We start from the raw sequence: 18,080 nt of genomic DNA, 5'->3' as shown, positions 1-18,080 counted from the left end.
AGCATTTATTGAGGAGAACATATTATGAATGTACTTTACATTGTGTTAGTCGGGCAAATTATTCTTTTTTTAACGGGAGCAATTTATGCAATAGGACAGACGAAAAGAACGAGAAATAATATGCCGTTGCCGTTAGCGGTTCGTCTTATTCTGAGTTTTTCTTTAACGGGTAGTGCAATTTGGATATGGTTACAAGATCCGTCGGTAGAATATAGTACATGGGTTGCACTTGGTATGACTTTATCAACTATAGGAGATTTATTTATGGCAGGATTGATTCCAATTGGTCATCGATTAATTGGAGGAATGGTTACTTTCGCTCTTGCACATTGTTTCTATGTGAAAGCATTTTTACAAACAGGTATTTCATGGAATGGTTTTTGGATTGGTTTACTCGTATACGGACTCTTTCTAATTATAGGATGGTTCTTTTTTATCCGAAATGAAAAACAGGATAAATTGTTTACGATAGGGGCTCTAATTTACGGTTTGTGGGTCGGAGGGATGGCTTGTTTTGCATTCGCCTTATATTACGAGAATACAGGAATATGGTGGGTACCAGCACTTGGTGGTTTATTGTTCGTGATTTCTGATTTTATTATCGGTGTTACAGATATCGGGGGGCGCAAACTGAAGTATGAACCACTTTGGATTTGGTTTACATATGTCGCAGCGCAGATGTGTATTGTATATGTAGGATTATAAAAAGATACTCTCAAAAATAGTAGATAGGCTATTTTGAGAGTATCTTTTTTATTGCTATGCTACTATATTTGTTTGTTTAATTTATGCAGCATAGTATATTTACTAAGCAGGAATTTCATAGGAAAATGCCAGTCTAGTAATATATAAGAATAGTAAATTTGCGATGATTATTATTTTATATTTATAATATTCTAATGTTATAATTCAGAATTTTGTGGAAATTAATCGGTTGGAGTATTTATAATAAAAATAAAAAGATGATGAGATGGTGGAATGATGCAAAAGAAAAAACGTTTGCGTGAATTCTTTGAAATAATTGCAATAGCATGTTTATTGGTGTTTTTGGCAAAAATCTTTTTGTTTTTTCCTACGACTGTAAAAGGAGCATCGATGAGGCCGACTTTACAAGATGGAGATAAAGTAATCATTAATAAACTTGCCAAGAGATTTGAAAGTTATGAGAGAGAGGATATTATTGTCGTGAAGACAGATAATTTCTACGTGAAGAGAGTTATTGGATTGCCAGGAGATGTAATTGAGATGAAGAATGATCAATTATATGTTAATCATCAAGTGAAAAACGAAGAGTATTTAAATAATAATAAAAAACAGGCAGAAAAATTACTTATCAATTTAACTGAAGACTTTGGACCGATTACAATTCCTAAAAATAAAATTTTTGTGATGGGAGATAATCGTTTAGTTAGTAGGGATAGTAGGAACGGCTTAGGACTCATTGATAGAACTGAAGTATTAGGAAAGCTCATGGCGATATATTATCCATTTGAACATGTGAAAATTGTAAATTAAAAATAAGAAAAACCAAGCGAATTAGTTGCTTGGTTTTTCTTATTTAAACAGTTGGTGTTGTATTTATCCAGCTATCTGTGGGTAGTAAAACTCCCACCTCAAAATTCAGGTGGAGCAAAGAAGCTAGATGGGAGATCTACTGCCCATAAACGCCCGATTGGTGCGGGCTAATAATCAGTGGGGGGGATGAACAAAAATCCTCACTGATTAAAGTTTCACTTTATTGTTTCTTGTGAAGCGATGGTTTCAATATTTAACATGAATTTTTTTTGTAACAATTGCAATTTAAATAGTGTTAAAGGATCATGATAAGTTTCTGGGTTTGTTCTTAGCTTTGTCAAAGTGTGCTCATCTTCTTGTATTTCAAGTTGAGCCGCTTCTACAGTTTGTTTCAATATGCTAAGAGGGTCTTTAAAGAACATCATGATATCACGTTCTAGCGCACCTTCAAATACTTCAAATTGTAGGAAGAATTGTTTTGAAATCATCTGAGCAACTTCTGTATAATCTTCTGTTTCAATATATTGTTTATATTTATTTGATAGCATAGATTGATTTTTTTGCATATTACCGAATAGCTTTCCTGCACTTTTTAAGAAAAATTGTGTCGGTGTAAAGCGTAATAAAATATTGATGTTAGCCACTGTAATTCTGTTCGTCATTCTTGCAACATCTCTATCCCAGTCATCTAGTAATTTGAAATCGCAAGGAAGTTTAATACGCTCTTCCTCATAGAGTTTATTAAAGGTATCGCCCATTTCATCTAAATAAGCCTGAGCTTGGATGAATTCATTATGAGCAGTTTCAATCCACTCTTGAATAGACTGAGTAAACTTAGGAAGAAGTACTTGCTGTACATGCTTTTGAATTCTTTCATTCATTGCTACATTTAGTTCTTCATGGACTAATTTGAAATCACTATCTTCTTGAACAAGATCAGAGCAACTCTGCAACAATTCAGGGATTTGAGAATGTATATCCCGCGTAATCTCTTCTTTCGTTAAAAGATAAGATTCTGTAATAGAACGAATTTTATCTTTTTGGATGGCAGTAAGATTATTAATAAAACCATCAAGTTTTACTAAAATATGCTTATTCCAGCGGACTGATTTCACTAACGTATTTTCTAATTCCACACGTTCATTTAAAAGGTATGCAATTGTTTTTTGGATAAACCATAATAATTTTTCAATGCGTTCTTTTTCCACGTTACGCTGAGTAAGGTTAGAAAGAATAGAGTCTGTTACATTACCTAGCTGTTCACTACTCTCTTGGGAAGGAGAATAAGGGAACAATTGTGCTTCAGGGAAATGTACGAGTATTTTCTTTTTAATGTTGTTCGTGATGTTTTCGCCAGTATTCGCATCAATTGTTTGTAAGATGAATTGAATCTGTAAATTAGGTACTTGCTCACGAATATATAGTAATGTATTGAGCTCTTCATCATGTAATGGTGAAGCTGAATTTAGTACATAGATGAGACTATCTGCTGCCTGTAAGTATTCGAAATGAGAGCTGTTTTTGTCAAGTTGTCCATGCATAGTAGGTGTGACAAGGAATGAAAACTTATTTTTTCGTAAAAATCTACTTGGTAATTTAACTTCAATACATTTTTTTTCTAGTTCTGGCTGAGAAGGTACCGCCAGTATGTTATGAAGTTCGTCAAAGTTTGGTATATTTCGTATATCTAGCTCTGTAAGCTCAGTTATTTCAGTTTGACTATCATCTTTAAATGTAATTGCAGTTGTTACAGTCTCATTTAATATATTTTCGCCTAGTATAGAGTTAATAAAGGCTGATTTATCATAATCGTTAGCTCCTGCTACTAGAAGTTGTGCAACGTTTAAATCGTATAACTCACGAACAAGTAGTGTGAATTGATGACCTAAATCTACATCATTCTTCTCAGCCCATACAGCAATCGTTTCAAATAATGTTGATACATCAGCCATATCAACATTTGAATGAGCTGATGCATTTGAAAGTAAGGCACCTGCACTTTTTACAAGTAATGATTCTAGGGTTGTCGGTGAAACTTCATTCCATGCTAATACTGCTGCGGAGACAAGTAAAGAATCTTCCGCTTTTGTTAAACTAAACCAATTTGTTAATAAATCTGGTACAAGTCCTTGTAATTCGTGCATAAAATGTTGTCCAGTAATCAATTCGAAGTACGTCTCTTGATAGCGAGTAGAAATTTCATTCCAATCGTCATTAGCATCTACTTCAATATGTAAGAATAAGTGATTTATTGTTTGAATCCAAGGTAGATGGAATGATTCATTTTCATAGCTATTCCAAAGTGAAATAACAAGTTCTTTAAACTGAACTTGATCAATAGCGTATAAGGATTTTAAAGATTCATAGAAATACTCAGGTTTTATTTTGTTGGTAAAGCCTCTGTTTACATAATTGATTAAAGTATCAAACCAGTGTAATGATTTTGTTCGAATTCCTTCTTGAACCGCTAGTTCAATAGCATTATTCCAATCTTCTTGTTTTTCATAGAATGATCGAGCGATTGCAGTAATATTTGGATAGTCCGGTTGAAACGCAACAGCTTCACTAATCGTCTTAAATGCTAGACCTAAACGATTTTGCTCGATATAAAGAGAAAGAAGTTGTAGGGAAACTTCCATCGTAAGAGTTGTATCTTCTGTTTGGATAGATGTATAAATTTCTTCTGCTTTTGGTAAGAAATCTAATTCGAAATAAGCATCTGCAATATTCTTCATGGCCCAGAGAGCAAGTTCATTATTTACTTTCTCCCATTTGAATATAGCGGCTTCAAAGTCTTTAGTTTGAAAATAAACTTCACCTTGTGCGAAGCGAATATTAGATATATTGGAGAATTCATTTTTTGATTCATTTATATATGCTTCACCGAGTACTTCCGTTACCGGGATGGAAGAGTCTTCTGTTAAAAATGTTTTATAGTAAATCTTTTGGATAAATTGTTTTTCAATGGTCATGTTCGTTCCCCCTGTATAATTTAGAAAAATGATGTTGTATGTAAAAGGGTGCGTGTTACTCTAATAGGTAGAAGTTGCATCATATAGACCAAACTATGTTTTTGCTAGATATATCATTTTTCCTGAGAGTTAAACCGTTGCAAAAAGTAACTTTCCTTTATTGTAACAAAAAAATAAGCCCATGAATTTTTATTTTTTAATCTGGCTATTTATAGGCAGTAAGACTCCTACTCCAAAAATTAGCGAATGCAGGGAAGTTAAGTGGGAGCCCTGCTGCCCGTAAAATCCCGATTGGTGCAGGCTAATAATCGGTGGGGAGGGACAAAAAACTACGGATTCAATCTCTGTTAAAGGAACGGAGTAGAAGTAGAGTTCATTATAAAAACAATGTATAGTGAATATGTATACCATGTTTGGCTTGAAGATAGAACGGGCACAATATGGAATAACGATCGTGCATAGGATGTGTCTTCCGAATGGAGCAACATATTGGCGAGTTAATCGCACATTATGGGTATTTTGGAATTATTATAGCTTTAGCTGGCGGGATTGTTGGATTACCTATACCGGATGAGTTTTTATTGACTTTTATAGGCTATAACATTTCAAAAGGAGTTATGTCAGGAACAGCTGCTTTTTTAAGTGGAATGGCAGGTGCAATGCTTGGCATTACATTAAGTTACATATTAGGGTTAAAACTTGGGCTCCCTGTTTTAAAAAAATATGGACCGAAAATTAGAATTAAAGAACATCATATTGAAAAAACACATATTTTATTTGAAAAATACGGTCCGTTTCTTTTAATGATTGGCTACTTTATACCGGGAGTACGTCACTTAACAGCATATTTTGCTGGGGTTTCGAATTTAACATGGTGGCGTTTTTGTCTGTATGCTTACGGTGGTGCACTAATTTGGATAAGTGTTTTTATTGGCCTAGGTTGGAAACTAGGAGAGAAGTGGCGCTTCGTTGAATATAGTTTACATCATTATGGAATATGGATTTTATTAGTTTCGGCAATTGTAGCATTGATTGTGTGGATTTACATAAGGAAAAGAAAAAACCGCTAATAATAGCGGTTTTTTAGCTGAAAGCAATAAATAATACACCAGCTGTAATAAAGACTACACCAATACCAGTCATAAAGTTTAACTTTTCACCGAGTATAATCATCGCGAGAATAATGGAAAATACTACACTTAATTTATCGATAGGTGCTACTTGTGAGACTTTTCCTGTTTTTAATGCAAGAAAATAAAATAGCCATGACGAAGCACCAGCGATTCCACTTAATGTGATAAATAGCAGTGCTTTTTTATTTAGGAGGACATCACCGATATTTTGAAATTTACCTTGTATAATAATAACTCCTACCATAAATAGTGCCATAATAATAGAACGAATCGTCGTTGCGACGTTGGCATCGATTCCATCTAAGCCGATTTTTCCAAAAATAGATACGAGGGCAGCAGCAATTGCTGATAATAGTGCGAATAATAGCCATGAGCTCATAGTAAAATTCCTCCAATCTTACATTATTATACATGAAAATCATTCTCATGTATAAAAACGAAATAATCCCCACCTTATATTTTTAATAAGGTGGGGATTATTATACTACTCTGCAATTTCCTCATATAAAAAGTACGTTACATTATAAATATGCTCTACTTCATCATCAGTCATAAATAATAATTCGTCACGTTCAATCCCTTTTTTCTTTTCGATAAACTCAATCATGTTTTTTCGTTCTTCTCTTTTCATCAATTTTATTTCTCCCCTCAATCTGTTTTAATACAGTTTATTTAAGTTACTGCTATTATATAACAGAATCTTTAGAAAGTTCCACCTATTTTATTATTTTTTTCAGAAGAACTTTTCGACAAAACAAGCCCACCTAAAGGGGGCTTGTTTTGTTTTATAGTCGTAAAAACTCGGGCTCCGTCGTACCAGCACCATCGATGTAATAAATTGTATCGGGATTGATTTTTATTAATACGTAATTAGGGTCTTCAGGGCCGAGTAACCAACGTTTTAAGCTATTATTCCAAAACTTGTTTTTTAATGTGGAGTCTTCCTCGATTGAAGCTAATCCTTCAACTTCAATATAATCTTCATCTAATTTTTTTCCTTCACGTCCAAGTAGTGCATGTACATTTGGATTTTTTTCAATATCTGCTATTTTTTTTGAATTTCGATCTGTTGCAACATATAGTACAAAATCTTCGTGGAAAAACATCATGAAGGCACTATGTGGCTTATCGTTACGTACAGTAGATAATACACCAGTGCGTTGACCTTGAATAATAGTTGCGATTTTTTCTTTTAAGTGCATGCTTGTAACCTCTTTTCATAATTTGTAATTGTTTCGTCTACACAAAACAATTTAAATATCTTTCATACTGTTTTCTTCAACCCGATTTTTTAAACGTAATTGTGATGAAATCGGACAAGTTAGGAGATGAATAATAATAATATCGAGGAGAAATACATACGATGGAAGGATGGAAAGCATGTTTAATAAAATATTTTTTATAGTAGCGCTGATTGGGGTACCACTTTCTGTACTTGGAAAAACGCTTCATTGGCCTCAAACAATTATGTTCGCCGTGTATTGCATTACGATTATTGCATTAGCGGGTTTTATGGGGAGAGCGACAGAAAGTTTGGCAATCGTTTCTGGGCCCCGGATAGGTGGCTTATTGAATGCAACTTTCGGTAATGCTGTTGAACTTATCATTTCAATTTTTGCACTTCAGGCAGGATTAACAGAAGTTGTTTTAGCTTCCTTAACTGGTTCTGTACTTGGAAACTTATTACTGGTAGGAGGGTTATCTTTCTTTATAGGTGGCCTTAAGTATAAAAGGCAAAGCTTCAATGTTTATGATGCAAGGCACAATTCAGCTTTATTAATATTTGCTGTTGTTGTAGCCTTTGTTATTCCAGAGATTTTTTCAATGAAGATGGATGCTGGAAAGACGTATCAATTAAGTATTGGTGTTTCTATTATCATGATTATTATGTACCTTGCTGCATTGTTATTTAAGTTAGTTACGCACCGTGGTGTATATCAACATAAAAGTGATGAGGTAGCGCATGAGGAAGAGCCAGAGTGGTCCAAAGGTAAAGCGTTACTCATTTTAGCGATAGCAACACTTGCAGTTGCTTATGTGTCAGAGGCCCTCGTACATACTTTTGAAACGGTCGCAAAGTCGTTTGGCTGGTCGGAGTTATTTATAGGGGTTATTATCGTTGCAATTGTTGGTAATGCAGCAGAACATGCATCTGCGATTATTATGGCGTATAAAAATAAAGTGAATATCGCAGTAGAAATTGCAGTAGGTTCTACATTACAAATCGCGATGTTTGTTGCTCCTGTATTAGTACTACTATCCATGTTCTTTGCACAAAGGATGCCTTTAGTATTTACAATACCAGAACTTGTGTCCATGATTACAGCCGTTTTCTTAACGATTGCGATTTCAAATGATGGGGATACAAACTGGTTTGAAGGAGGCACTTTATTAGCGGCGTATGTCATTATGGGAATTGGTTTTTATTTATTATGAAAAATAGGCATAACAATTGTGCCCAGAGAAAACAATAAACAAAGTAGTATATATACCTTTATGTAGGAAGGAGCCAGACAGGTGAAACGAGTATACAGCATATGTCTTTCAACCATGGTCTCGTTTATTTTATTATTTCCTAACAGTAGTTTTGCAAAGACAACGGTAGAAGTAAAAATGCCTTCATCTGTTTTAAATATTTCAAAAGATAATACATTTCCAAATGACGCACAAGATTTACCGCGTTTACAGCCAAGTAAGTTTGCGCAAGAACTATTGAAAACAGCAAATATCAAAATTGAAAACCCTGATTTAATTCGGATGTTTAATGAAACAACAATTTCGAATGCACCACTTGCGGTAGGATATCGAGCAAAAATTTATTTAGGTCAATGGGCATTAAATTATGAATCAATAGATACATCGATTAACTGGGAATATAAGCAAGTGAATCGAAATGTATATGACAATCGCGGAGGGGATCGCTTATACCCACTTCGCTATAAACAAGAAACCCAAAAGACAATCGAAGGTGATTTAACAGCAGATATGAAAGATGCTGCAGATGTGAAAAAAATGATGCTTTTAAAAGCGCTTGAAAAAGTACAATTGCCACTTTCATTTAAAACGACCATTGGTTATGGTACAGGACATGAGCGTGTGTATAATATTAGTCCGAGTCAACTTGGATATTTATACGCTTATACACCAGCAGTAAATGAAAAAGGAAAAGTAACATTTGGCGAAGTCTACCTTGTGTTAAAAGGGAATCAAAAAAGGCTTGTCGTGAAAAATATTACATCTCAAGGAATTGGGGCAGCTATTCCAATTCACGATCATTTGTTTTTTAAATTTATTTCTTCATCGCATTCGCAATAACATGAAAAACGTCAGCTTATAAGCTGACGTTTTTATTTATAATGTAATATTTGCTGTTTTTGATAAGAAATCTTCTGTCGGATAGTAGCTGTTTTTTACAAGAACATTCGGTCCAAGGCATTTTACAGCAGGACAGTGACAGCTTAATGATTTTGCTGTTTTTGAAGCGCTCCATTTTTCATACGCTTCTTGTAACGTATTTGTTTGTATGTTTCCTAGAAGTGGAACATCACCAAAGTCCGTCACAATAATATTTCCATCGAAAATATTTACATTTAAACGAGAACGGCCATCTGGATCATTACGAACTGTGACATTTTTGCTCTCTTGTAATTTCTTAAATGTGGCGACGTCTCGCTCGTCATCGCTACAAGCGTAGAAAGGTAGAGTCCCAAATAACATCCATACATTTTCATCGCGAATTTCTAGTAAATGCTCAATTGCATCACGAATTTCAGCTTTCGTTAAAATTTCTAAATTGCTCGCGAAGTCACTCGGATACATCGGATGAACCTCATGACGCTTACATCCCATTTCTTCGACAATTTGACGATGAATATGTTCCATATGTGGTAGGGTTCTTTTGTTCAACATTGTTTCTGCTGATACGAGTACACCTGCATTTGATAGAGCTTTACTATTTGTAATCATTCTTTCGAATAATTTTGCGCGTTGTTCATAGGTAGGTTTACGCTCCATCATTGCAAATCCGCCTTCAACGAAGTCATCAATTGTTCCCCAGTTATGTGAAATGTGCAATACATCTAAGTAGGGAATAATTTGTTCGTAACGTGCTAAATCTATAGTTAAGTTTGAGTTGATTTGAGTGCGAACGCCTCGTTCATGGGCATATTTTAAGAGTGGTGTTACATAATTGTCGACGGATTTTTTGGAAAGCATAGGTTCTCCGCCTGTAATACTTAAAGAACGTAAATGAGGAATCTCATCTAATCGTTTTAATAAAAGCTCCATCGGAAGCGGATTTGGATCTTTCGGCTGTAATGTGTAACCAACAGCGCAATGCTCGCAACGCATATTGCATAACGTCGTCGTTGTAAACTCAACGTTTGTTAATAGTAGTTTGCCGTACTCTTCAAGGTCCATATACGCTTCCCATGGATCGTAAGAAGGAGTAATCGGCTTCATTATTTGTGATATCGTCATATGAAATACTCCTTTGACTATTGAAATAACAATTTGTCCATTCTCTATAATAGAAGAATATGTGCTTTTTATAAAGTGAAACTTTTTTGTGGAAAAAGAGAGAGGGCTTACATTAGAATGAATTACTGTTACAAAATCGATGAAATTACATGCCCATAGCAATCATTTTTGCGGTATAATAAAAGTAACTCGAATTAAAAGGAGAGTGCCTTCATGGGAAAAGCAATTCAAGATAAAGATACACAATTAGTATATTTAAAAGAGCGTTTAAATATGTTCATTGAAGTAATTGATACAATTGAACCTGAAGAAGTAGAGTTAGAAGATGTAGATCGTCTTCTTGCGATGTTAGATGAATTAGAATTAAAATGTGAGCAATTTAAAAAAGACGAATAATATATTAAAAAGGCTGCCAATACAAAATTGGTAGCCTTTTTCTGTACGGATAATAGAAGGAATATAGAAAAAAAGGTATAATCAAGTTGTGAAAAATTTCATTTATACTTTAATAGCGTGAAATAAATAAAAAGCTGAAGAGCATAACAATGGAATTTTCATCTCATAACGTTTTGGTAGCGTTCACAATTGAGGGGGAAGTAACAATGGAAAAGCTTCAAGAAAGCATGTATCAACTAGTTGTTGAAACGTCAACGAACTTACCGAAAGATGTTCGTCGTGCGATTCAACAAGCGAAAGAGCGAGAAAACGCAGGGACTCGTTCAGCGATGGCACTTGGCACAATTACAAATAACATTAAAATGGCAGATGATAATATCTCGCCAATTTGCCAAGATACAGGGATGCCAACGTTTAAAATTTATACGCCAATTGGTGTGAATCAATTAAAACTGAAGGAAGCTATCTATAGTGCGCTTGAGCGGGCGACAAAAGATGGTAAACTTCGTCCTAACTCTGTTGATTCTCTTTTTGGGGATAATAGTGGAAATAATTTAGGACCGGGAACACCAGTTATTAAGTTTGAGCAATGGGAAAAAGATTACATTGATGCACGTTTAATTTTAAAGGGCGGCGGATGTGAGAATAAAAATATTCAATATAGCTTACCGTGTGAATTAGAAGGGCTTGGACGTGCAGGCCGTGATTTAGAAGGAATTCGTAAATGCCTTCTTCATGCGGTATATCAAGCACAAGGCCAAGGATGTAGTGCAGGTGTAATTGGTGTTGGTATCGGGGGAGACCGCACATCAGGTTACGAATTAGCAAAAAATCAATTATTCCGTACATTAGATGACATCAATCCAGTACCAGAGTTACAAAAACTTGAAGAGTACGTACTAGAAAATGCGAATAAGCTTGGCATTGGTACGATGGGATTCGGCGGAGAAACAACTTTACTTGGTTGTAAAATTGGCGTATATAATCGCCTGCCAGCTAGCTTCTATGTATCTGTTGCGTATAATTGCTGGGCATATCGCCGCCTTGGTGTAAAAATCCATCCTGAAACAGGAGAAATTATGGATTGGCTATATCAAGAAGGTGACGATACACTTCAGCAAGAAGTACAAGAAAAAACAGAGCAACGTGAAATTGTATTGCAAGCACCAATTACAGAAGAGCAAATTCGTGAACTTCGCGTTGGTGATGTTGTAACAATTAATGGCATGATGTATACAGGCCGTGACGCAATCCATAAACATTTAATGGATAACGATTGTCCAGTAGACTTAAATGGACAAGTTATTTATCACTGTGGTCCAGTTGTAGTGAAAGACGAGAATGACAATTGGCAAATTAAAGCAGCAGGACCAACGACAAGTATTCGTGAAGAGCCATACCAAGGGGATATTATGAAGAAATTCGGTATTCGTGCTGTAATTGGTAAAGGCGGCATGGGTGCAAAAACATTAGCAGCATTAGAAGAACACGGCGGCGTGTATTTAAACGCAATTGGCGGTGCGGCGCAATATTATGCTGAATGTATTAAAGAAGTGAAAGATGTTGATTTCTTACAATTTGGAATTCCAGAAGCAATGTGGCATTTACGCATTGAAGGTTTTAAAGCAGTTGTAACGATGGACTCTCATGGTAACAGCTTACATGCTGATGTTGATAAAACTTCACTTGAAAAACTAGCTAGCTTTAAAGAGCCTGTATTTAAGTAAGTAAAAATGTACCTCGAATGATTCGAGGTACATTTTTTGGTATATATAGAAAAACATGTTCAGCATGAAAGAAAGCAGGGAAACAGAAACTACAGGTACGATTATATATGGAAAGGAGACTATTTATGAAATATAAATGGTTATATATAGGTCTCATTTTTTCAATTATGATGGCACTTGTTCCAGTTTCAACATTTGCTTATACGAATACACCACATAACTGGGGAATCCCACGTCCTAAAAATGAAACGGTGCCAGATGCAGGGAAATTATATACAGAATTACTACAAAAAAATGGTGGGTTTTACTTAGGAAATACGAAGAAAAAAGACATTTATTTAACATTCGATAATGGATACGAAAATGGATATACAGGAAAGATTTTAGATGTACTGAAGGAGAAAAAAGTACCAGCAACTTTCTTTGTGACGGGGCACTATATAAAAACACAAAAAGATTTATTATTAAGAATGAAAAATGAAGGACATATTATTGGTAATCATTCTTGGAGTCACCCTGATTTTACAACAGTAAACGATGCAAAGCTTCGTGAAGAATTAACAAGTGTAACGGAAGAAATTAAAAAAGTGACAGGACAAAAAGAAGTGAAATATGTACGTCCTCCGCGAGGTGTGTTTAGTGAACGAACGCTAGCTCTTACGAAAGAAATGGGATACTATAATGTGTTTTGGTCGCTTGCATTTCTTGATTGGAAAGTAGATCAGCAAAGAGGTTGGCAATACGCTCATAATAATGTAATGACTATGATTCATCCAGGATCTGTTTTATTACTTCATGCGATATCAAAAGATAATGCGGAAGCACTTGCGAAAATCATTGATGATTTGCGCGAGAAAGGGTATCATTTTAAAAGCCTAGATGATTTAGTAAACAGCAATCAACCGTAAGCATGTATGCTTGCGGTTTTCTCATGCTATAATGATGTGTAAAAAGGATGGGGAAACGTATGTGGAGCGAACATGTTACGTTAGAATATCCGTACCATTTTGGGGAAGTGCTAAAGCGTTTATCTTTCGACCCGTTAAACGTCATTCAATTAGACGAGAAAGTAATTTATGTCCCGATGTTTATAGACGAAGAACAGATTGTTGTTCGTTTGCAAGGGATTGGTACTGTTCAAAATCCACAGTTTTGGATCTCTAGTCAGGCAGGAGATCAAGAGAAAGTAATGAAACGAATGAGATCCATTTTTCACTGGAATGAACCGTTTCAAAATATACAAAATCATTTTTTAAACACATCATTACGTCCACTATTTGAAACATATGCTTATACTCCAATTATTTTAGAATTCGATTATTTCGCTTGTCTTCTTCGCTGTATTATTCATCAACAAATAAATTTGAAATTTGCTACTGTGCTAACAGAGCAATTTGTAAAACGATATGGGACAGAAAAAAATGGCGTTTTATTTTTCCCAACACCAGAAAGAGTAGCGAATATTCCAATAGAGGAATTGAGGGAGCAGAAGTTTAGTCAGCGAAAAGCTGAATATATGGTAGGATTAGCAAAGCATATCGTAGGCGGTAAATTAGATTTAGCAAGGATAGAAAATGAAACAGAAGAAGAAATATCGGCACAATTGTTACCAATAAGGGGTATTGGAGCATGGACAGTGCAAAACTTTTTAATGTTTGGGCTTGGACGAAAAAATATGTTTCCAAAAGCAGACATTGGAATTCAGCGCGCAGTGCAAGGTGTATTTCAATTAGATGATAAACCTGATGATGCATTTTTAGAAAAAGTGAAACAAGAGTGTGAACCATACTGCAGTTATGCAGCGTTATATTTATGGAAAAGTATAGAGTAGAGGTGTAATAATGATACAAAAGCAACATGAGAGTAAGTTGGAAGTTGGTCAAACGTTTCCTGTGACAATTAAACGTCTTGGGATTAACGGAGAAGGCGTTGGTTATTTTAAGAGACAAGTTGTTTTCATTCCAGGGGCATTACCAGGAGAAGAAGTTGTTGCTGAAGCAACGAAAATTCAGCGTGGCTTCGCTGAAGCAAAAGTGAAAAAAGTTCGTAAATCATCACCACATCGTGTGAAAGCACCGTGCTCAGTATATGAGGAATGTGGTGGCTGTCAATTGCAACATTTAGATTATAAAGAACAATTAAATCAAAAGCGTGATATCGTTGTACAAGCATTCGAGAAGTATATGAATAACAGTCTAGAAGAGAAAATTCGTCCAACGCTTGGCATGGAAAATCCATGGCATTATCGTAATAAAAGTCAATTACAAGTGGGACGCAAAGATGAAAAGGTTATTACAGGGCTATATAAACAAAACTCACATCAGTTAATTGATATTTCTCATTGTATGATTCAACATAAGGCAACGAATGAAGCGACAAAAGTTGTAAGACGTATATTAGAAAAGTTAAATGTTTCTATTTACAATGAGAAAAAACAAAAAGGTTTAGTACGTACAATTGTGACACGTACTGCAGTTCAAACAGGGGAAGTACAAGTCACACTTATTACAACAAAAGAAGAATTGCCAAATAAAGAACAATTTATCGCAGAAGTACAAAAACAGATGCCAGCGGTTAAATCAATTATGCAAAACGTAAACTGGCGTAAAACATCTGTTATTTTTGGCGACAAAACGTTTAAATTAGCTGGAAAAGAAGTAATTCAAGAAACACTTGGTGATTTATCATTTGAATTATCAGCACGTGCATTCTTCCAATTGAATCCAGAGCAAACGGTTGTTTTATATGATGAAGCGAAAAAAGCAGCTGCTTTAACAGGAAATGAGAAAATTGTAGATGCGTATTGTGGTGTTGGTACAATTGGTCTTTGGCTTGCGAATGATGCAGCAGAAGTACGTGGTATGGATGTAATTCCAGAAGCGATTGAAGATGCAAAGAAAAATGCAAAACGCCACGGATTCACAAATACAAAGTATGAAGCTGGTAAAGCGGAACAATGGTTACCAAAGTGGGTAAAAGAAGGATGGCGTCCAGATGTAATTGTTGTCGATCCACCACGTACAGGTTGCGATGATAAATTACTGGAAACAATTTTAAAAGTGAAACCGAAACAAGTTGTTTACGTGTCTTGTAACCCGTCATCGCTAGCACGTGATGTAAATGCATTAATGCAGAGTTATGAAGTGGAATATGTACAACCAGTTGATATGTTCCCACATACTGCTCATGTAGAAAATGTAGTGAAGCTTGTTAGAAAGTAAAGTTTATTAATATTCCCTCATGGTATGAGGGAATATTTTCTATGAAGGAGAATACTATGCACAATTATAAATTAACGATTCAGTATGACGGTACGCGTTATAAAGGGTGGCAACGTCTCGGTAATAATGATAATACGATTCAAGGAAAAATCGAAAGTGTAATATCTGAAATGGTCGGGAAAGAAATTGAAATTATCGGCTGTAGTAGAACAGACGCTGGTGTACATGCTTTGAATCAAGTAGCTAATTTTAAAAGTGATGAAAAGTTAGTGGAACATAAAGTGAAAAAGTATTTAAATCAATACTTAACAAATGATATTAGTATTACGAGTGTAGAAGAAGTATCAGATCGTTTTCATGCTCGTTACAATTCTAAGGCGAAAACATATCTATATAAAATTTGGAATGAAGAGCATACGAACCCATTTATGCGTAAACACAGCATGCACGTGAATAAAAAATTAAATGTGGAAAGCATGAAAGAAGCTGCGAAACATTTAGTTGGTTCACATGACTTTACTGCTTTTTCAAATGCAAAGTCTAAGAAAAAGTCTATGGTTCGTGAAGTGTATACACTTGATGTGATGGAAGAGGCAGGATTTGTACAAATTAGAGTAAGTGGTAATGGATTCCTTCATAACATGGTGCGAAAAATTGTTGGGGCATTAATTGAAGTTGGATTAGGACAATTAGATGCTGAAGCAATTCCAAACATTTTAGAGGAAAAACAGCGTAATCAAATTAATTGCCTTGCTGAGGCGAGCGGTTTGTATTTGGAGAATGTTGAATTTTAATAATAAGTAAAAAATCGAGCTGATAAGGCTCGATTTTTTTGCACTCTGAAATTAAGAAGATTTCTCTCTCTTCATACGCAACTTCAAATTCCAAAAAGAAGCAAGCATAATAGCCGCAAAGGAGCCGCTAATTGTTCCTAGTAGCTTTGCATAAGGGAAGCTACTCATATCACCATTAATGAATAACATCATACATAGAACGGCAGGGAGAAGGTATAAGTAGTGTAATAACTTTAATTTTTTATCATTACTCATATATATAGCCCCTTTCTAGCGTGGTATATGTTTATTATAATATATTTTTCCATTTTTTTACACATAGAGAAAGGTTCATTTCATATGTGTAAATGCAATTTTTTAATTCGATATTGTAAGTTTTGTCTACTCAATCCTAAAAATTTTGCGGCTTGTGAGATATTTCCTTTATTTTCTTTAAGAATTTGATGGATGTAGTTCTTTTCCATTTCTTCTATTGTTTGCTTTAAAGTTTTAGGTGTATCAGCATTGTAATTAGTTAGTGAAGGTTGCATATTGAATTCTTTTTTTATTCGTTCGCGAAAGCGAGTTGGTATATGAAACGCTGTAATGATATTTTCATCTTCTATTAAGTTCATTGAACCTTCAATTATATGTTCAAATTCTCGTACGTTTCCGGGCCAATCGTATGCATAAAAGAATTCTCTTACATGTACATCTACATCGGTTACGCCGAGCCCGAATTGAATATTGTACTTTTCGATAAAGTGCTGAACAAGATATGCAATATCTTCTTTTCGTTCCCGTAAAGGTGGAAGACATAAAGTAACGACGCTTAATCGGTAATATAAATCTTCTCTTAACCGATTATGTGCAATAGCTTCAAGAGGGTCTTCATTAATAGTTGCTATAATACGAACATCAATTTCTTTTTCTTGTGTGCCTCCGATTCTTCGTATTGTTTTTTCTTGTATAGCCCGGAGTAACTTAGCTTGAAGTGCGGGGCTTAACGAGTTGATTTCATCTAATAGCAAAGTTCCGCCGTTTGCTTCTTCAAATAAACCAGGTTTATCTATTGCTCCTGTAAAAGCACCTCGATTCGTACCAAATAGTAGACTTTCCATTAATGTTTCTGGTATAGCGGCGCAGTTTTGTGAAATAAATGGTTTTGTTGAACGCTGGCTTTCATTATGGATGCTTTGCGCAAATAACTCTTTACCAGTCCCCGTTTCCCCGATGATAAGTATGGAGGATGGTGTACGTATTACCCTTTTTGCTTCTGCAATGACCGATTGAATCGCTTTAGAATCACCAATTATGTGATCAAAGGTAAACTTAGTATTTTGTTTTCGAGAAAGATTCGTTTTCATTGTTTGTTTTAAATGGCTTACCTCTTTGGAAATTTCAATAGCACCTTTAATTTTTCCATTTTCTATTATAGGGAAAGTATCGTTAATCGTCGTAATTTCTTGCCCTTTATTGTTAAAATACGTTTGTTTTATATTTTTTTTTGTTTTCCCAAATTTTAATGCCTCTATAAGAGTACTATTTTTATTTTCTTCAAATGCAAATACCTCTAAAGGACTTTTATATAGCACATCTAAGCGGTCCATTGATTCAATTTCCATCATTTTACGGTTATAGATAATCGTTTTACTTTCCTCATTAATAATATGAATCCCAATATCTAGTTCATTGAGTAAATTTTCATATAGCATATTCATTTCAATAATCTTTTTAAAATTGATTTCTTCTGTATGCATGTATTATCTTCTCCTCGTTTCACCCTATGAAGACTGACTTTTTATAATTTTATTAAAATTCTCATAAAACCGCAAAATTTTTTTGCTATTTTCTTTTAAAACTT

Annotated in this window: 18 protein-coding genes; 11 read left to right on the top strand and 7 right to left on the bottom strand. The window is 34.8% G+C overall.

From position 1 onward, the window contains the following. Positions 1-24 precede the first annotated feature (24 nt). Together BAU27_RS12165 and lepB are read left to right on the top strand one after the other, a co-directional pair. On the top strand, positions 25-705 hold the full coding sequence (locus BAU27_RS12165; RefSeq protein WP_071745359.1) for a lysoplasmalogenase: 681 nt from the start codon (positions 25-27) through the stop codon (positions 703-705). A gap of 273 nt (positions 706-978) precedes the next feature. After that, positions 979-1,515, top strand: a complete 537-nt coding sequence (lepB, locus tag BAU27_RS12160) for a signal peptidase I (RefSeq protein WP_000983287.1) — start codon at positions 979-981, stop codon at positions 1,513-1,515. 215 nt (positions 1,516-1,730) lie between these two features. Here lepB and BAU27_RS12155 read toward each other — a convergent pair whose 3' ends face one another. After that, a complete protein-coding gene (locus BAU27_RS12155) occupies positions 1,731-4,487 on the bottom strand; it encodes a tetratricopeptide repeat protein (RefSeq protein ID WP_071771004.1) in 2,757 nt (918 codons plus the stop codon). Between the two features lie 476 nt (positions 4,488-4,963). Between BAU27_RS12155 and BAU27_RS12150 the strand changes: the two genes are divergently transcribed. Next, positions 4,964-5,557 carry a DedA family protein gene (locus BAU27_RS12150; protein ID WP_071771003.1) on the top strand — a complete coding sequence of 198 codons (594 nt, stop codon included), beginning with the start codon at positions 4,964-4,966 and terminating at the stop codon, positions 5,555-5,557. A 13-nt stretch (positions 5,558-5,570) separates the two neighbouring features. Here the strand turns inward: BAU27_RS12150 and BAU27_RS12145 are convergent, their stop codons facing one another. The 3 genes from BAU27_RS12145 to BAU27_RS12135 form a co-directional block, all read right to left on the bottom strand. Further along, positions 5,571-5,999, bottom strand: a complete 429-nt coding sequence (locus BAU27_RS12145; protein WP_002115869.1) for an EamA family transporter — start codon at positions 5,997-5,999, stop codon at positions 5,571-5,573. Positions 6,000-6,104: 105 nt separating this feature from the next. Then, entirely contained in the window at positions 6,105-6,251 is a 147-nt protein-coding gene (locus BAU27_RS12140) for a BH0509 family protein (RefSeq protein WP_000817786.1), read from the bottom strand. Between the two features lie 154 nt (positions 6,252-6,405). Next, positions 6,406-6,822, bottom strand: coding sequence for a pyridoxamine 5'-phosphate oxidase family protein (locus BAU27_RS12135; protein ID WP_071745363.1), 417 nt, complete (start codon positions 6,820-6,822; stop codon positions 6,406-6,408). A gap of 178 nt (positions 6,823-7,000) precedes the next feature. Here BAU27_RS12135 and cax point away from each other — a divergent pair, with 178 nt between their 5' ends. Both cax and BAU27_RS12125 read left to right on the top strand, forming a co-directional pair. Continuing rightward, on the top strand, positions 7,001-8,056 hold the full coding sequence (gene cax, locus BAU27_RS12130) for a calcium/proton exchanger (RefSeq protein WP_071771002.1): 1,056 nt from the start codon (positions 7,001-7,003) through the stop codon (positions 8,054-8,056). 81 nt (positions 8,057-8,137) lie between these two features. Continuing rightward, entirely contained in the window at positions 8,138-8,935 is a 798-nt protein-coding gene (locus tag BAU27_RS12125; RefSeq protein ID WP_002094746.1) for a YfkD famly protein, read from the top strand. Positions 8,936-8,971: 36 nt separating this feature from the next. Here the strand turns inward: BAU27_RS12125 and yfkAB are convergent, their stop codons facing one another. Continuing rightward, positions 8,972-10,099, bottom strand: a complete 1,128-nt coding sequence (gene yfkAB / locus BAU27_RS12120) for a radical SAM/CxCxxxxC motif protein YfkAB (protein ID WP_071771001.1) — start codon at positions 10,097-10,099, stop codon at positions 8,972-8,974. Positions 10,100-10,312: 213 nt separating this feature from the next. Here yfkAB and BAU27_RS12115 point away from each other — a divergent pair, with 213 nt between their 5' ends. From BAU27_RS12115 to truA, 6 genes are all read left to right on the top strand, one after another. Further along, on the top strand, positions 10,313-10,495 hold the full coding sequence (locus BAU27_RS12115) for an SE1561 family protein (protein ID WP_000513558.1): 183 nt from the start codon (positions 10,313-10,315) through the stop codon (positions 10,493-10,495). A 206-nt stretch (positions 10,496-10,701) separates the two neighbouring features. Next, the gene (gene fumA, locus BAU27_RS12110; RefSeq protein ID WP_083595978.1) at positions 10,702-12,222 is read left to right on the top strand and encodes a class I fumarate hydratase; all 1,521 of its coding nucleotides are present in this window, start codon (positions 10,702-10,704) and stop codon (positions 12,220-12,222) included. 125 nt (positions 12,223-12,347) lie between these two features. Next, positions 12,348-13,130 (top strand): delta-lactam-biosynthetic de-N-acetylase, encoded by a 783-nt coding sequence (pdaA, locus tag BAU27_RS12105; protein WP_071770999.1) that lies wholly within the window; start codon positions 12,348-12,350, stop codon positions 13,128-13,130. A gap of 59 nt (positions 13,131-13,189) precedes the next feature. Continuing rightward, positions 13,190-14,053: a DNA-3-methyladenine glycosylase family protein gene (locus BAU27_RS12100; protein ID WP_071745369.1), complete on the top strand. Its 864-nt coding sequence runs from the start codon at positions 13,190-13,192 to the stop codon at positions 14,051-14,053. A 10-nt stretch (positions 14,054-14,063) separates the two neighbouring features. After that, entirely contained in the window at positions 14,064-15,443 is a 1,380-nt protein-coding gene (rlmD, locus tag BAU27_RS12095) for a 23S rRNA (uracil(1939)-C(5))-methyltransferase RlmD (protein WP_000615190.1), read from the top strand. Positions 15,444-15,499: 56 nt separating this feature from the next. After that, complete coding sequence (gene truA, locus BAU27_RS12090; protein ID WP_071770998.1) at positions 15,500-16,237, top strand: tRNA pseudouridine(38-40) synthase TruA; 738 nt, start codon at positions 15,500-15,502, stop codon at positions 16,235-16,237. A 51-nt stretch (positions 16,238-16,288) separates the two neighbouring features. Here the strand turns inward: truA and BAU27_RS12085 are convergent, their stop codons facing one another. Together BAU27_RS12085 and BAU27_RS12080 are read right to left on the bottom strand one after the other, a co-directional pair. Continuing rightward, entirely contained in the window at positions 16,289-16,492 is a 204-nt protein-coding gene (locus BAU27_RS12085) for a hypothetical protein (RefSeq protein ID WP_071770997.1), read from the bottom strand. Between the two features lie 80 nt (positions 16,493-16,572). Then, entirely contained in the window at positions 16,573-17,976 is a 1,404-nt protein-coding gene (locus BAU27_RS12080; RefSeq protein WP_071770996.1) for a sigma-54 interaction domain-containing protein, read from the bottom strand. Positions 17,977-18,080: the final 104 nt, after the last annotated feature.

The organism is Bacillus sp. NH11B, assembly GCF_001884205.1.
GTDB classification, from domain to species: Bacteria; Bacillota; Bacilli; order Bacillales; family Bacillaceae_G; genus Bacillus_A; species Bacillus_A proteolyticus.
The sequence above is the reverse complement of the archived record's forward strand: the minus strand, read 5'-3'. Positions and strand labels throughout refer to the sequence as shown.

Excerpts from the sequence above, each read along its gene's own strand:
- BAU27_RS12165 (WP_071745359.1), top strand. The coding sequence starts at position 25 with ATGAATGTACTTTACATTGTGTTAGTCGGGCAAATTATTCTTTTTTTA.
- lepB (WP_000983287.1), top strand. The coding sequence starts at position 979 with ATGATGCAAAAGAAAAAACGTTTGCGTGAATTCTTTGAAATAATTGCA.
- BAU27_RS12155 (WP_071771004.1), bottom strand. The coding sequence starts at position 4,487 with ATGACCATTGAAAAACAATTTATCCAAAAGATTTACTATAAAACATTT.
- BAU27_RS12150 (WP_071771003.1), top strand. The coding sequence starts at position 4,964 with ATGGAGCAACATATTGGCGAGTTAATCGCACATTATGGGTATTTTGGA.
- BAU27_RS12145 (WP_002115869.1), bottom strand. The coding sequence starts at position 5,999 with ATGAGCTCATGGCTATTATTCGCACTATTATCAGCAATTGCTGCTGCC.
- BAU27_RS12140 (WP_000817786.1), bottom strand. The coding sequence starts at position 6,251 with ATGAAAAGAGAAGAACGAAAAAACATGATTGAGTTTATCGAAAAGAAA.
- BAU27_RS12135 (WP_071745363.1), bottom strand. The coding sequence starts at position 6,822 with ATGCACTTAAAAGAAAAAATCGCAACTATTATTCAAGGTCAACGCACT.
- cax (WP_071771002.1), top strand. The coding sequence starts at position 7,001 with ATGTTTAATAAAATATTTTTTATAGTAGCGCTGATTGGGGTACCACTT.
- yfkAB (WP_071771001.1), bottom strand. The coding sequence starts at position 10,099 with ATGACGATATCACAAATAATGAAGCCGATTACTCCTTCTTACGATCCA.
- BAU27_RS12115 (WP_000513558.1), top strand. The coding sequence starts at position 10,313 with ATGGGAAAAGCAATTCAAGATAAAGATACACAATTAGTATATTTAAAA.
- fumA (WP_083595978.1), top strand. The coding sequence starts at position 10,702 with ATGGAAAAGCTTCAAGAAAGCATGTATCAACTAGTTGTTGAAACGTCA.
- pdaA (WP_071770999.1), top strand. The coding sequence starts at position 12,348 with ATGAAATATAAATGGTTATATATAGGTCTCATTTTTTCAATTATGATG.
- BAU27_RS12100 (WP_071745369.1), top strand. The coding sequence starts at position 13,190 with ATGTGGAGCGAACATGTTACGTTAGAATATCCGTACCATTTTGGGGAA.
- rlmD (WP_000615190.1), top strand. The coding sequence starts at position 14,064 with ATGATACAAAAGCAACATGAGAGTAAGTTGGAAGTTGGTCAAACGTTT.
- truA (WP_071770998.1), top strand. The coding sequence starts at position 15,500 with ATGCACAATTATAAATTAACGATTCAGTATGACGGTACGCGTTATAAA.
- BAU27_RS12085 (WP_071770997.1), bottom strand. The coding sequence starts at position 16,492 with ATGAGTAATGATAAAAAATTAAAGTTATTACACTACTTATACCTTCTC.
- BAU27_RS12080 (WP_071770996.1), bottom strand. The coding sequence starts at position 17,976 with ATGCATACAGAAGAAATCAATTTTAAAAAGATTATTGAAATGAATATG.